This window comes from Micromonospora sp. NPDC049801, assembly GCF_040656575.1.
GTDB lineage: Bacteria > Actinomycetota > Actinomycetes > Mycobacteriales > Micromonosporaceae > Micromonospora.
Genome location: NZ_JBFAMS010000008.1, coordinates 93,197 through 106,729, shown reverse-complemented (window position 1 = coordinate 106,729; position 13,533 = coordinate 93,197). Strand labels below are relative to the sequence as shown.

The following is a 13,533-nucleotide window of genomic DNA, read 5'->3' as shown; positions in this document are numbered from 1 at the left end:
GCAGCGCGGCCACCGGAGGGTGGTACGTGGGTGGGAGCCGATCGGGCGACGACCGTCCGCAGTACGTTGTGCCGTAACCGGGATAACTCCGCGCATCGGCCGGAATGCGTCGTGGGTGGACGGAGTTGGGAAGAAACATGACAACTGTGGGACTGATCGGCAGTGGCAATATCGGCGGCACCGTGGCCCGGCTGGCCGTGGCCGCCGGCTACGACGTGGTGCTGAGCAACTCGCGCGGGCCGGAGACGCTCACCGATCTGGTCGACGAGCTGGGCGAGCGGGCCAGCGCCGGCACGTCGCAGGACGCGGCGCAGATCGCCGACCTGGTGGTGGTCACGGTGCCGCTCAAGGCGTACCGGGCGGTACCCGTCCAGCCGCTGGCCGGCAAGGTCGTCATCGACACCAACAACTATTACCCGCAGCGGGACGGGAACTTCCCTGAGCTGGACTCGGGCGAGACCACCAGCAGCGAACTCCTGCAGCGGCACCTGCCGGAGTCGCGGGTGGTCAAGGTCTTCAACAACATCTACTTCACGGGCCTGGCCGCGCTCGCCCGGCCGTCCGGGGCCGCCGACCGCAGCGCTCTCGCCATCGCCGGCGACGACGCTGCCGCGAAGGCCGAGGTCACGGCCTTCCTCGACCGGATCGGGTACGACGCGGTCGACGTCGGCCCGCTCGCGGAGGGCTGGCGCTACCAGCCGGACACCCCGGCGTACGGCACGCTCTACTCCGCCACCCCCACCGACTGGGAGCACCCGGCGCCGGGCGACGCCGAGAAGCTGCGCACGGCCTTGGCCGCCGCCACCCGCTGAGCACCCGTCGCCCTCCGGTGACCGCCTACCGGGTGGCCCTCCGGAGGGCGACGGCCAGTTCGTCGTCGTAACTGGCGACCGGCTGACCGTCGACGTCGTACGCCACCAGCCGACCCTGCGCCATGCTGGCCGACCGGAACGAGAACGTCCGGGTACCGGGGTAGGCCGCCAGCAGGGGGATGCTGCGGGGTGCGCCGCCCGGGGCGGAGTAGTACTCCAGTCGGGCCACCCGAGGGGAGACCACGCCGTTGACCCGTACCTTGGTCTTCTCCGCCCGGGTGCCGAACGTGACCGGCGCGTCGGTGGCGTAGGCCGCACACTCGGCCGGACCCCGGCAGACGAAGAAGTATCGCGGGTTAGCCACGTCGTCGAGGGCGTACGCCTTGAATGTCGGGTCCGCCCCGGCGGGCAGCGGTTGTACGGCGAAGAAGGCGAGAGCCACGCCGGTCGTGACGCCCACCCGCAGCCAGGCCCGCCGTGCGGCGGGGCGACGGCTGCCCCGGGCGGCGGCGACCGCGACACCGCCGAAGCCGGCCAGGCACAGCAGGCACGTGCCGACGGTGCGGGCGTTCTCGAACAGGAACTGCACGCCCGGACGCGCCGACACCGGTCCGAGAACCGCCCCCAGCGAGACGACCATGGCGGCGAGCAGCGCCGCGCCGGCCACCCGCTGGGTGATGCCGGACGCGCCGACCAGCAGCATCGCGGCGAGCACCGGCCACACCTGGTGGTGGGTCCAGGACACCGGGGACGCGGCCACCGTGGCGCAGCCCACGAGCACGGCGGCGTGGCCAGGGCGGGCCCCCGCCGCCAACTGGCGGGCGCGAAGGAGCGCCACCCCGCAGATCACCGCGACCAGAGCGGCCCACAGCACGGGCAGGGTCGCCTCGTCTACCCCGAGGCGTAACAGCATCCCGTGCACCGACTGGTTGCCCAGCGAGGCCAGGTTGCCGATCCGTGAGGTCTGCCGGACGGCCTCGGTCCAGTAGATCCAACTCTCGCCGGGCAGCACGAGCGCCGCCAGCCCGGCGCATGCCACGAAGGTCGCCGCGGCACGCCCGGCGTCGCGGTAGCGCCCGGTGGCGAGGAAGTAGACGACGAACAGCAGCGGCGTCAGCTTGATCGCCGCCGCCACCCCGACGAGCACTCCCCGCAGCCGTGGCGGAACGACGCCCATGCCGTCCAGCAGCGCCAACAGCACGACGAAGATGCTGACCTGCCCGAACCGCAGGTTGCTCTGCACCGGCGCCGAGAGCATCAAAACCGTGGCGGCCACCGCGACGACCAACGGGCGGCGGGACCGATCGGCGCTCAGCGCGACACCGACCATCGCGGCGACGGCGACGACCGCCGCGCACGTCGCGACCAGCCAGATCCCCTGGAGTACGCCCTCACCCACGAGAGTGATCGGCCCCAGCACGAGAGCGGCGAACGGCGGGTAGGTGAACGGCCCGCCGTTGGTGGCGCGGTACTCGTACAGCGGCCGGCCGGCGTGCAGATCGGACAGTGCGCCGTAGTAGATGTGCAGGTCGGAGAGTCGGTCATCGCGGGTCGACACGAGCACACAGGACACCGTCGCGACGACGACGAACGCCGCCCACACCAACGCCACGCGTCGATCCCGCATCGCCCGAGAATAGGCGGACGCGAGACGAGCGACGACCCCGCCGACCCAGACGCTGACGAGCACGGACCCGATCGGCGGGCGAAGGCACTACTTCTGAAAGAGCACAGACGCAACGTCCGCCACGATCTCGAGAGCCCAATCCAACTGCGGACAATCGTGATGCCCTGACACTCCAGGCAGCCGCCCGGCTGCCAGGGTCGATCTGGCCCTCGGCCCCAGTGAGCGTCGAGGACCCGCTTTGCCATAAAGAGTTCGGTCGCCCTGGACACCGGCTCGTCGATCGCCATCGTCCGCACCTTTCCAAGGTCACGAGCTGCACACCCTGGAGGGCGGAGGCCATGCGTCGCGCCCTCCAGGGTGGGTGGATCGAAAACCTCGGGGTGCTGAAGTCCAGAAGCATCCGACCGCTGTCTCACTGTATCCACTGTCTCAGTGTAGTCAAGTTCTCACTGTGTTCAGTCGAGTCGCGTCGTCACTTGTCCTGCCCCGGTCCCGACTGGAAGCATGATCTGCGCTGAAGTCCAGGAGAGCCGATCATGCCTACCAGGCCACCGCACTACCTCCGCGTCGCCGACGACATCGCGCGCAGAATCAAGTCCGGGGAGTACCCGCCCGGCCATCAACTGCCGTCGGTCTCGGACCTCGGCGAGATCTACAACGTGGCACGGTCGACCGCCTACCGAGCCGTGCGCGAACTGCACCAGCGGAACCTGGTCTACGGCCAACAGGGACAGGGCGTTTTCGTCGCCGAATCGGAGTAGCCTGCCGCGAAGCTCGGCCGCTTCTGCCCTCGGAAGATCTGGGGCCGCGCGGCAGACCCTCGTCCATAGCATCGGCGGATGGGAGCGACGAGCACACCGGCGTACGACACTCACGCGGAGTGGTACGAGGACTTCATCTCCGGCGGCCGTGACTATCGCCAGCGGGTGCACGCCAGCGTGGCGGACCTGCTCGGCCCGGGCGACGGACCCTGCCTCGACATCTGCTGTGGCACCGGCGCGCACGCGTCCGTGCCCGCCGCCCTGGGTTGGACGCCACTGGGTGTGGACCTGTCCGGTGGGCAGTTGCGGCACGCGCGCGACAGGTTGCCGGCAGCCCGGGGCGACGCAACCGCACTGCCGATCGCCGACGCGTCGCTGCCGGCGGCGATGTGCGTCCTGGCCAGCACCGATGTGCCCGACTACTCGCTCGTGCTGCGCGAGGTCGCGCGCGTGCTGCGGCCGGGCGGGCGGTTCGTGCACGTGGGTGTGCACCCCTGCTTCGTGGGCGCGTTCGCCGACCGGGGTGGGCACCCGGCCGTCGTGGTGGACGAGCGCTACGCGGATCGGGCCCGCAGCTTCGACAGTTGGAACACCAGCGGCGTCCGGGCGCGGGTCGGGGCGTGGCACGTTCCGCTCGCCGATCTCCTCAACGCGACCCTGTCCGCCGGCCTCCGACCGGTTCGATTCGCGGAGTCGGGTCCCGGCGGCGTACCGGACCTGTTCGGCTTCCTAGCGGTGCGCTAGCAGCACCCGCCTCGCTCGCAGACCCCTCGCCGAGCGGCAAGATCGCGCTCGATCATGGATCCAGTGGCATCCTCCCGACGCCGGGGCCACTACATCCTGGATCGAGCACGATCTTGCGGCCCACAGCACGGCCCGCAGCACGGGCAGCATCCGGCACGGGCCGCAGCCGACGACGCGGCGGGGAGAAACATCGCGTGTACAACTTGCGCGCGAGTCTCACGCACGGGACTCTGTCGGTGGGTTGCCGCCCGCTCACCGAACGTGCCTCGGAGGCGACATGCACACGCTTCGTACCGCGTCCCGCCGGCTGCTGGCCGGTGCCGGCGCGCTCCTGCTCGGCACCTCCCTCGCTGCCGCGATCCCGGCGTCGGCCGGCGCGGCCAGCGTCGGGTACGTCCGACTGGCCCACCTCTCCCCCGACACACCGGCGGTGGACGTCTACCTCGCCGCCCCCGACGCCGCGAAGCCGAGGGTCTTTCCCGGCGTCGGCTACGGCGTGGTCTCCGACTATCTCCAGTTGCCTCCGGGCCGGTACGCGGTGGCGATGCGCGAGGCCGGCACGCCCGCCAGCGAGCCGCCGGTGCTCACCACCGAGGTCGCGGTGCAAAGTGGCGGCGCGTACACGGTGGCCGGTGTCGGGCGGCACGCCGACCTGGGGCTGCGGGTGCTCACCGACGACCTGAGCGCTCCCACGCAGGGCCGGGCCAAGGTGCGCGTCGTGCAGGCGTCGGTGCGCACGCCCGTCCTCGACGTGGCCGACCCCGACGGCCCGAGGATCGCCGACGGCGTGCAGTTCGCCACCACCACCGACTACCAACAGGTCGAGCCGGGCACCTGGAAGCTGCGGCTGACCGGCGCGGGCGGTCCGAGCACCGACACCGAGGTACGGCTCGCCGGCGGCGCGGTCTACTCGCTGCTGGTCCTCGACGACAAGCAGGGTGGGCTCAGCGCCGAACTGCGTCAGGACGCCGAGGGCGGCACCGTCGTACCGGCGGGTGGAGTGGAGACCGGCGCGGGTGGCACGGCCGGGCGCGGGCTCGGGGCGTACCCCCTGATGGCCGGCGCGGTGGCCGCGGCGGCCGTGGTGGCGAGCCTGCTGCTCTGGCGTCGGCGGCGGCGCACCACCTGGTGAGCATCGGGCCCGCCATCCGACGGCACCGCGACCGTCGGGCGCCGCTGGCCGCGCTGGTCGCGGCCGGCGCGGCGGTCTGCCTGGCCGCCGGCAGCGGCGTCGGGCTCGCGACGACCGGGCCGCCGCCGGTCGCGACCTGGCACCCCGGCTGCGCCGACGGCTGCCCGTCGGTGGCCGCGTCGCCGCGACCACAGGGTCCACCCACCCGGGTACGGGTGCCGCGCATCGGCGTCGACTCCGCTCTCACGGTGCTGGGCCTGGACCGCGCCGGCGCGCTCGTCCCGCCGGCCGACTTCGACACGGCCGGCTGGTACGGGGGCGGCCCCGCCCCCGGCGACACCGGTCCGGCCGTGCTCGCCGGGCACCTGGACTCGCGCCGCGGCCCGGCGGTCTTCGCCCGGCTCGACGAGCTGCGCTCCGGCGACCGCGTTCAGGTGTGGCGCGACGGGCAGTGGCTGTCGTTCCGGGTGACCGGGTCGCTGCGCACCCGCAAGGACCGGTTCCCGACGGCCACGGTCTACGGTCCGACACCCGGGCCCGAGCTGCGCCTCGTCACCTGCGGGGGCGACTTCGACCGGCGGCGTGGGCACTACCGGGACAACGTGGTGGTGTTCGCGGTCCTCGACGGGTGACCAGCCCGGTCAGAGCGGAAGACGGCCGGCTCAGAGCGGGCAACGGCCAGCTCGGAGCGGACGACGGCCCGGTCAGAGCGGGCGACGGCCGGCGAAGCCGCACTCGGCGCGGTGGTACCACCGCACATCGGAGTCGCCCTCCAGCCAGCACCAGAGCACGGCGCGGCCCTCGCGCTCGCCCGGGAAGTCGAGCAGCACCGGCGCGATGCCCTTGACCTGGATCTCGTGCTGGTGCAGCTCGTCGACGATGCCGTGCAGCCGGGCCTCCAGCCCCTTGACCTCGGCCAGCCCACCGAGCGCGCTGACCCCGTGGTCGGCCAGGTCGACGCGCAGCTCGGCCAGGTCGGCGCGGACACGGATCAGCTCGTCGACACGCGGCTGCAGGGTGGCCACCAGGTGCCGGGCCTGGGCGAGAGTGAACACGCCGCCAGTATGCGCCACGGCGGCCCCGTCGAGCTGCCCGTGGTTCGACCATCAGTTGGACGGCGTATCGCCGACCGATCGACCATGATCACGTCCCAGAGATCACGCCGGCCGATGTCCGTCCTACGCACTGCGCAAGTCAGCCTGTTCGGCCCGGACCCGATCATGGCGACGGTGGGAAAAGTGGGCATCCGCATGGAATCGTGGGCGACTGGCAGCCGGAGGCGTACAGTCCCTTGGCGTACCGATGATTCGCTCGTCGGGTTGATCGACGGGAGTCAAAGAGCCCTCCGGGCAACCAGCCTTCAGCGTTCGTTAACGCTCAGATCCCGTCCCGACATGTATATGCGGGCATTACCCTCTGCGCGGGCTCGCTGGTTTACCGTGGCCACTCCGGCGTTGCGCGCTGCCGGCACAAGCTGCTCGTCCAGGAGCCGCTTGAGCTCGTCCGCCAAACCAGGATCAGCGGCGAGCAACCGTCGCAGACGCCCCCTCCACTCTCCGGCCAACTCTTCCTCGACAGTCGGACCATCTGACCGTCGGCCCGCCAGGAGCGCGGCGCGCGCATCGTCGAGCTCACCGGAGATCACCTCGACCCGCTGTGGGTGAGCAACACCCCAGAGCGACACCATGGCCGACTTTGCCGTCTGCCACACGTCGGTCGCCAGCAGGGTGACTACGGCGTTACCCGCAGTTGTTGCCAATTCGAACAACTGCTCGTCCATTCACTCTCCCCGATCATGTACGTCCGCTGAGGCCGCGTCCAGATCATTGCGCTTCAGCGCATGCAAGCTCGGACGCCCCGACGGCTCTCGGCTGTCATCCGGCGCATCACCTCAGCCGACCTGCCGTAAGGTTGCATCACTTCAAGAGCGTCGGCGGCCTGGCGGGCCGGCATCGCCTCCGCCACGACCGCCGCAAGGTCAAGCGAGATCCGCGACAGGACCCGCGATGCTTTCCGGATCGGCATCCGACCAACAGCGGTGCCGAGAAGATCCACCGGCAGGCTGCCCAACACATCACAGACGAGGGTGATGGGCAGATGGGTCACAGTCTCGATCACCATTTCGTCGGACATGGCGTCGAGGGCCCGCGAGACTGTCGCGGCCGGAAGCTCTGCCAGCACCCCAGCGGCGGTCTCGCCCGACAACACCGCGGTCGCCTGAATCAGCGAACTCTTTGGCAGCCGGGTCACCATCTCCACAGCGCGTGCCACCGGTGATAGCGGTGCCACCTCGATAACTTGCGCCTCGCTCAGGAGCGACATCACTCGCTGAATCGGCAACGGCGCCAGGAGTTCAGCGCAGCGCCGACCCGGCAGAGCGGCCAGCAACGAACGCACCGTGGAGTCCGGCAGCACGGAAAAGATGGCGACTGCGCGATCAGGGCGAAGTCGGCCGAGGACAGCGACGAGCATGCTGTTCGGCACAATTGCCGTCAGGCCAACGAGTGCACCGACGTCGCCCACGGACTCCAGGATCTGGGCTGCGTGGTGTGCCGGAAGCGCAGTCAGCATTGCGGCTGCGGTCTCACCGGGCACGGCCAGCAACAGATCTGCGGCCCGTGACACGGGCAGAATCGCCAACACGGCAGAGGAGTTAGCCGCCGGTAAGGCGGTGAACTGAGCCGCCGCCAGCCGCAACGGCATCGCCGTGACCAGCATCGCCAGGTGGGACTGGGGGATCTCGGCGAGCATGCCGCCGACGTGCGTGGCGGGGATGCAGGCGAGCACAGACGCTCCGTGGTCGACGGACAATTTGGAAAGCCGCCTAGCGGAGAGCCGCTCGTCCATCGACACCAGCAGACGGGCGGCCCGGGCGGCGGGCAGCAACTCAAGGCGACGCACTGCCGCCGACTCATCCATCTCGGCGACGATCGCTGCCGCCTCGGCGTCGTCCATGGCCAAGAGCGCCTCTGCTGCCGCCTGCGCCGGCATTCCCATCAGCGCCTGCGCCTCGGTCCGATCCTTGCCGAAGGTGACGTAGGCATCACGGAAAGCTTGCACCACCTGGGCAGAGCCGCTGGCTTCGACGCTCATATGGACAGGGCCGCCAGACCTGAGACCGACGTCGTCCGCTAGTGGCTGGCCGGGTACCGCCGGCGACCCGCCGTCAAGCCCTGGGCGGGGCAGCAGCAGCCCATCCCCAACTTGATTTGCCTGCTCTTCGCTCGTCACTGAGGTCTCCATTAGCTGGAAGATTCAGATTCAACGCCGCCATCGAAGCCATTCTCGGAGACACAATGCCGCCTCCGTGGCCGGCTTCTCTTGAGGTCGACTGAGGTTCGGCCTTCACAGAAGGTCGATCCATCATTTTGCCTGCTTGCCCACACGTGTGAGTCGCTCATGTCTGTCGGTGACGCGACACTTGGCCCCGCAGGGCAGTCGGTGATGGCGAAACTGCCCAGATGGAGCGATGGGAGTACGGCAAGCTGCTCACGGTTTATCCGCAGTTTTTCGGCGGGGAGAGGATAGATCCTGTCTGCGTTTTCCAAACCCGTTTGGGAGACCGCGTCATGCAGGGTTCTGGACTTGCCACGTTCGACGAGCTCGGCTCAGAAGGGTGGATCCTCGACCCGCCCGGACCTCTCATGGCAAATCCGCCAGGCTGGCTGACGGAAATGGCGTATACCGCAGCGGATCGAGTGCGCAGCGCCCAGTGGACCGTCCAACACTCGCGTCGGCGGGTCGGCTAGTGAGACACGGACGGGGCGCGTCAGGACTTGGGGGTCAACTTCGTCACTCCGAGAAATCCTGCCCGAGCGCAAGGGCCATTTCGTCGGGCATGGAGTGAACGGAAGCTCAGCTACGCTCCGACTGGGCGGCCAGCTCGCGGGCGCGGTCCCGGGCCGCCTCCAGCGCGGCGAGCAGCGCCGCGCGGACCCCGTGCTTCTCCAGCTCACGGATCGCCGAGATGGTGGTGCCGGCGGGCGAGGTGACCGCCTCACGCAGCTTGACCGGGTGCTCGCCGGAGTCGCGCAGCATCACGGCGGACCCGATGGCGGTCTGCACGATCAGCTCGTGCGCCACCTGGCGCGGCAGACCGAGCAGGATCCCGGCGTCGATCATGGCTTCCACCAGCAGGTAGAAGTAGGCCGGTCCGGAGCCGGAGAGCGCGGTGACCGCGTCCTGCTGCGACTCGGGCACCCGGATGGTCTGACCCAGAGGCTTGAACATCTCCTCGGCGAGGCTCAGATGCGCCCCGGTGGCGTACGCGCCGGCGGAGATGGCCGTCATCGCCTGGTCGACCAGCGCCGGCGTGTTGGTCATGACCCGGACCACGGGGGTGCCGTCGGGCAGCCGACGGTTGAAGAAGCTGGTGGGCAGCCCGGCGCAGAGCGAGATGACCAGCTTGTCGGCGGGCACCTTCGGGCCGATCTCGTCCAGCAGCGCTGCGGCGTCCTGGGGCTTGACCGAGACGGCGAGCACGTCGGCCTCTTCCACCGCGGTGAGGTTGTCCACCACCCGGACGCCGTAGCGGTCGGACAGCTCCTGCGCGCGGTCCGGTCGGCGCGCCGTGGCGAGCAGCCGCTCCACCGGCCATCCGGAGCGCAGCAGCCCGGAGAGCATCAGCTCGCCGATCTTGCCCGCGCCGATCACCGCAACCGTGTGCCCGCTCACCACGCCTCCTCGTCGGTCGACTGCTAGGGGTCGACTGTTAGCAAGGGCCCCCTGCTATACGCCACGCGTTAAGAGGGGGCCCTTCCTTACACCTCAGCTGCCGAAGAAGACCTCGGCCTCCTGGTACCGCTCCAGCGGCACGGTCTTCAGCTCGCGGGTGGCCTCGGCGAGGGGCACCCGGACGATGTCGGTGCTCTGCATCGCGACCATCTTGCCCCAGTCGCCGTCGTTGGCGGCGTCGATGGCCTGCAGGCCGAGGCGGGTGGCGAGGACCCGGTCGAAGGCGGTCGGGGTGCCACCGCGCTGGATGTGACCCAGCACCACGGTGCGGGCCTCCTTGCCGGTCTTGGCCTCCAGCTGCTCGGCGAGCCACTGGCCGATGCCGCCGAGGCGGACGTGGCCGAACGAGTCGAGCTCCTGGTTGGCGAGCACCATCTGGCCGTCGAGCGGCTGGGCGCCCTCGGCGACCACGACGATCGGGGCGTACTGGTGCTGGAAGCGCTTCTCGACGTAGCCGGCCACCTGGTCGACGTCGAACTGCCGCTCGGGCAGCAGGATCACGTTGGCGCCACCGGCCAGGCCGGCGTGCAGGGCGATCCAGCCGGCGTGCCGGCCCATGACCTCGACGACCAGGGTGCGGTGGTGGCTCTCCGCGGTGGTGTGCAGGCGGTCGATGGCCTCCATCGCGATGTTGACCGCGGTGTCGAAGCCGAAGGTGTAGTCGGTGGCGCCGAGGTCGTTGTCGATCGTCTTCGGCACGCCGATGACGTTCACGCCCAGCTCGTGCAGCTTGGTGGCCACGCCGAGGGTGTCCTCGCCGCCGATCGCGATCAGCGCGTCCACGCCCTGCTCGGCGAGGTTGTCCTTGATCCGCTCGACGCCGTTCTCGATCTTGAACGGGTTGGTCCGGGACGAGCCGAGGATGGTGCCGCCCCGGGGCAGGATGCCGCGCACGTCGGCGATGCCCAGTGGGCGGGACAGACCCTCCAGCGGGCCCTTCCAGCCGTCCCGGAAGCCCACGAACTCGTGACTGTAAGTGGCGACGCCCTTGCGGACCACCGCCCGGATGACCGCGTTGAGACCCGGGCAGTCGCCGCCGCCGGTGAGCACGCCGATACGCATGATCCGCTCATCCTCCTGGAGCATCAGGTAAAGCCCGATATGCCCCAGGGTATGTGTCAGGTCAGACCATCGGCGCCGTTGCCGGCCCGGGGCGGGCCGTCACTGCGCACTGTAGTCGGCCTGCGCGCGCGACGACAGCGCGCCCCGGGGGCGGCGGCTCAGTAGGTCACCTCACGGTTCTCGCCGGGTGACGGCGGACGGCCGGTGACGGCGGCCTTGGCGAAGCCGAGAAGGTTGACCACGGTGCTGCTCGGCGAGTCCCAGTACTCGGCGGAGCTGGCGTGCACCTTGATCAGGGTCAGGCCGGGAGTGTCCAGCCCGTCCGGGAACCAGGTCTTGAGCAGCGGGTTCCAGAGCCGCTTCGCGCGCTCGGTGTCGGAACTCTCACTGGCCGTCCCCGAGACCGAGACCCAGGAGTTGTGCCTCTGGTCGGAGAAGGCGACGTTGACCTCCGGATTCACCCTGATCTGGCGCAGTTTGGCCGAGTCGGTGTAGGCGAAGAACCAGAGGTCCCCGTCGAACTCGGCCTCCTGCAGCCCCATCGGCCGGCTCACCTGCCGCCCGTCCAGCGCGATGGTGGTGAGCATGCAGATCCGTGCGGCGCGGATCAGTTCGGTGACCCGCGCCCGGGCGTCGGCGACGCTGGTCGGATCGTTGCTCATGGCAATCTCCCTCGGCTCGGCTGACGAACCGTTGCCCGGGACAGAACCGGTCAAACCTACAGACGTATGACCATCGCTCAGCGCGCCGTCATCGCCCGCCAGCGGGCCAGGTTGTGCCGGGCGTCGACCAGGGCGTCGTGCCGGGCCGCGTCCGCGTCCGGCAGCGCCGGCCGGCCCCGGTCGTCCCAGAGCTGCCGCAGATCCTTCGTGAACCGGGGAATCTCCCGGGGCAGCGCCGGCATCGCACCCCAGAGCTGGGCGAGGACCACATGGTCGTACGCCGCGTACCAGGCCCACAGCTCCAACTGCTCGGCCGGCCGGTCCCGGACGGGCTCCATGAGGAAGTCGTACAGGTCGTCGCGGATGCGCTCCCGCGAGCGCCAGGCCCGGTCGGCCGGCGACGGCAGCCGGTCCAGCACGTTACGTCGGACCCAGGGCACGGCTCGGGAGTCGTCGAACTCGGTGGAGACCGCGTAGAACTCGCGGCCGTTCTCGTCGACGACACCGATCGAGACGAGGTCGACGATCCGGCCGTCCTCGATGAACTCGCAGTCGTAGAAGTAGCGGTAGACCATTCCGGACATCCTCACCCACCGCCGTCCGTCGGCGCGCGGCGGGGCCGGGTCCGAGCCCGGCCGGCCCGCCGTGGGCCGGCCGCGACCCGGGCCGCCGACGCCGCTCCGGCGACGCCCCAGGGGGTACGCCGCAGCTCGCGACGGTCACGGAAGTGCTTCGAGGGGTGTACAGCAAGCGACCGGACCGTCATGATCTGATGTGTACCGCTACCGGATGCCGAACCGGTGTCAGTTCACCTCGTCAGGGCCATCAGGTTCACCCGGTGAGCGATTGTGTGGTCCATGACCGGGGAGGGGTTGGGCCGTGGAGATGCGCCTGCCGGAGCCGGGTGACGCGCTCACGGGTGTCGAGATGTTCGCTGGCCTGGAGCCCGAGGTGCGGCAGCGGGTCATCGCGGCCGCCGTTCCGCGCACCTACCGCAAGGGTCAGCTGCTGTTCGTCGAGAACGACCCGGGCGAGTCGCTCATCGTGCTGCGCCGGGGCGCGGTCGCCGTGTTCCGCACCGCGCCGACCGGCGAGCGGGCGGTGCTGTCGGTGATCCGTCCGCCGGACGTGCTGGGCGAGGTCTCCCTGCTGGACGCCTCCACGCGCTCCGCGTCGGCCGAGGCCATCGAGGACTGCGCGGCGCTCGCGCTCTCCCGGGGCGCGTTCATGGAGCTGGTGCACTCCAACCCACGCATCCTGGACGCGGTGATGCGGTCGCTGGGCGGGTTGATCCGCCGACTCACCGAGCAGAACGCCGACCACGTCTTCCTCGACCTGCCGGGTCGGGTCGCCAAGACACTGGTCCGGTTGGCCGGCGAGAGCCAGGCCCCGATGATCACCATCGAGTTGAACCAGAGCCAGTTGGCCGAGATGGCCGGCGGTTCCCGGCAGAGCGTCAACCAGGCCATCGGTTCCTTCGCCAGCCGCGGCTGGCTGCGGACCGAGGGGCGCCGGATCGTCGTCACCGACGTCGCCGCGCTGCGCCGCCGGGCGGGCATGAACGACCGCTGAGCTGCCCCACCGCCCCCGAACGCGGGGTCGTACATCCGCAACGGCCGGGCCGCCCGTGGGCGGCCCGGCCGTTGCGCTGTGTCACCGAAGGGCGGTTCAGACTCCGGGGCTGCCCGGGCCGGCCCACTTGTTCGGGCCCTTGCTGTCGCCGCCCGAGCCGGTGGACTGCTCGCTGACGATCCCCTCGGCCTGCAGCGTGGCGAGCGTGGCGGCGTCGACGTCCACGGACTCGCCCGCCGAGTGACTGACGCCCTTGCCGTCGGTCCAGTCACTCTCCAGCTTTACGTACACCATTGACCTGTCCCCCTCTGGTCGCTGATCGAAGATGTGGCGGACTGAATGTAGTCGCTCAAGCCGTTGGTGGACTGTCCACAAACCAACAGGCCGGTACCCGACAGCCCTTTCGGCAGCGATACTCCTTGCGGGC

Annotated in this window: 15 protein-coding genes; 6 read left to right on the top strand and 9 right to left on the bottom strand. The window is 70.3% G+C overall.

Annotated features, from left to right (window positions below; translation table 11 throughout):
* Window positions 1-137 precede the first annotated feature (137 nt).
* Window positions 138-812 (top strand): NADPH-dependent F420 reductase, encoded by a 675-nt coding sequence (locus AB0I89_RS16730; protein ID WP_357126844.1) that lies wholly within the window; start codon window positions 138-140, stop codon window positions 810-812.
* Window positions 813-837: 25 nt separating this feature from the next.
* On the opposite strand, the gene AB0I89_RS16725 is transcribed toward AB0I89_RS16730, so the two are convergent.
* Window positions 838-2,439: a glycosyltransferase 87 family protein gene (locus tag AB0I89_RS16725; RefSeq protein WP_357126842.1), complete on the bottom strand. Its 1,602-nt coding sequence runs from the start codon at window positions 2,437-2,439 to the stop codon at window positions 838-840.
* 536 nt (window positions 2,440-2,975) lie between these two features.
* Between AB0I89_RS16725 and AB0I89_RS16720 the strand changes: the two genes are divergently transcribed.
* From AB0I89_RS16720 to AB0I89_RS16705, 4 genes are all read left to right on the top strand, one after another.
* Window positions 2,976-3,200 (top strand): GntR family transcriptional regulator, encoded by a 225-nt coding sequence (locus AB0I89_RS16720; RefSeq protein WP_357126839.1) that lies wholly within the window; start codon window positions 2,976-2,978, stop codon window positions 3,198-3,200.
* Between the two features lie 78 nt (window positions 3,201-3,278).
* Window positions 3,279-3,944: a methyltransferase domain-containing protein gene (locus AB0I89_RS16715; RefSeq protein WP_357126836.1), complete on the top strand. Its 666-nt coding sequence runs from the start codon at window positions 3,279-3,281 to the stop codon at window positions 3,942-3,944.
* A gap of 277 nt (window positions 3,945-4,221) precedes the next feature.
* The gene (locus AB0I89_RS16710) at window positions 4,222-5,076 is read left to right on the top strand and encodes a DUF4397 domain-containing protein (protein ID WP_357126833.1); all 855 of its coding nucleotides are present in this window, start codon (window positions 4,222-4,224) and stop codon (window positions 5,074-5,076) included.
* A complete protein-coding gene (locus tag AB0I89_RS16705) occupies window positions 5,073-5,708 on the top strand; it encodes a class F sortase (RefSeq protein WP_357126830.1) in 636 nt (211 codons plus the stop codon). The genes AB0I89_RS16710 and AB0I89_RS16705 overlap by 4 nt, the downstream gene beginning before the upstream one ends.
* Window positions 5,709-5,780: 72 nt before the next feature.
* Here AB0I89_RS16705 and AB0I89_RS16700 read toward each other — a convergent pair whose 3' ends face one another.
* The 7 genes from AB0I89_RS16700 to AB0I89_RS16670 form a co-directional block, all read right to left on the bottom strand.
* Entirely contained in the window at window positions 5,781-6,131 is a 351-nt protein-coding gene (locus tag AB0I89_RS16700; protein ID WP_357126827.1) for a DUF2203 domain-containing protein, read from the bottom strand.
* 305 nt (window positions 6,132-6,436) lie between these two features.
* Window positions 6,437-6,856: a hypothetical protein gene (locus tag AB0I89_RS16695; RefSeq protein ID WP_357126824.1), complete on the bottom strand. Its 420-nt coding sequence runs from the start codon at window positions 6,854-6,856 to the stop codon at window positions 6,437-6,439.
* Window positions 6,857-6,909: 53 nt separating this feature from the next.
* Entirely contained in the window at window positions 6,910-8,169 is a 1,260-nt protein-coding gene (locus AB0I89_RS16690) for a hypothetical protein (RefSeq protein WP_357126821.1), read from the bottom strand.
* 762 nt (window positions 8,170-8,931) lie between these two features.
* On the bottom strand, window positions 8,932-9,750 hold the full coding sequence (proC, locus tag AB0I89_RS16685) for a pyrroline-5-carboxylate reductase (RefSeq protein ID WP_357126817.1): 819 nt from the start codon (window positions 9,748-9,750) through the stop codon (window positions 8,932-8,934).
* 93 nt (window positions 9,751-9,843) lie between these two features.
* The gene (locus tag AB0I89_RS16680) at window positions 9,844-10,872 is read right to left on the bottom strand and encodes a 6-phosphofructokinase (RefSeq protein ID WP_357127318.1); all 1,029 of its coding nucleotides are present in this window, start codon (window positions 10,870-10,872) and stop codon (window positions 9,844-9,846) included.
* Between the two features lie 158 nt (window positions 10,873-11,030).
* Window positions 11,031-11,534, bottom strand: coding sequence for a pyridoxamine 5'-phosphate oxidase family protein (locus tag AB0I89_RS16675; protein ID WP_357126814.1), 504 nt, complete (start codon window positions 11,532-11,534; stop codon window positions 11,031-11,033).
* Window positions 11,535-11,611: 77 nt separating this feature from the next.
* Window positions 11,612-12,109 carry a polyadenylate-specific 3'-exoribonuclease AS gene (locus AB0I89_RS16670; RefSeq protein ID WP_357127315.1) on the bottom strand — a complete coding sequence of 166 codons (498 nt, stop codon included), beginning with the start codon at window positions 12,107-12,109 and terminating at the stop codon, window positions 11,612-11,614.
* A gap of 304 nt (window positions 12,110-12,413) precedes the next feature.
* Here AB0I89_RS16670 and AB0I89_RS16665 point away from each other — a divergent pair, with 304 nt between their 5' ends.
* Window positions 12,414-13,106 (top strand): Crp/Fnr family transcriptional regulator, encoded by a 693-nt coding sequence (locus tag AB0I89_RS16665; protein WP_007463121.1) that lies wholly within the window; start codon window positions 12,414-12,416, stop codon window positions 13,104-13,106.
* 96 nt (window positions 13,107-13,202) lie between these two features.
* Here the strand turns inward: AB0I89_RS16665 and AB0I89_RS16660 are convergent, their stop codons facing one another.
* Complete coding sequence (locus tag AB0I89_RS16660) at window positions 13,203-13,400, bottom strand: hypothetical protein (RefSeq protein WP_357126810.1); 198 nt, start codon at window positions 13,398-13,400, stop codon at window positions 13,203-13,205.
* Between the last annotated feature and the right edge of the window lie 133 nt (window positions 13,401-13,533).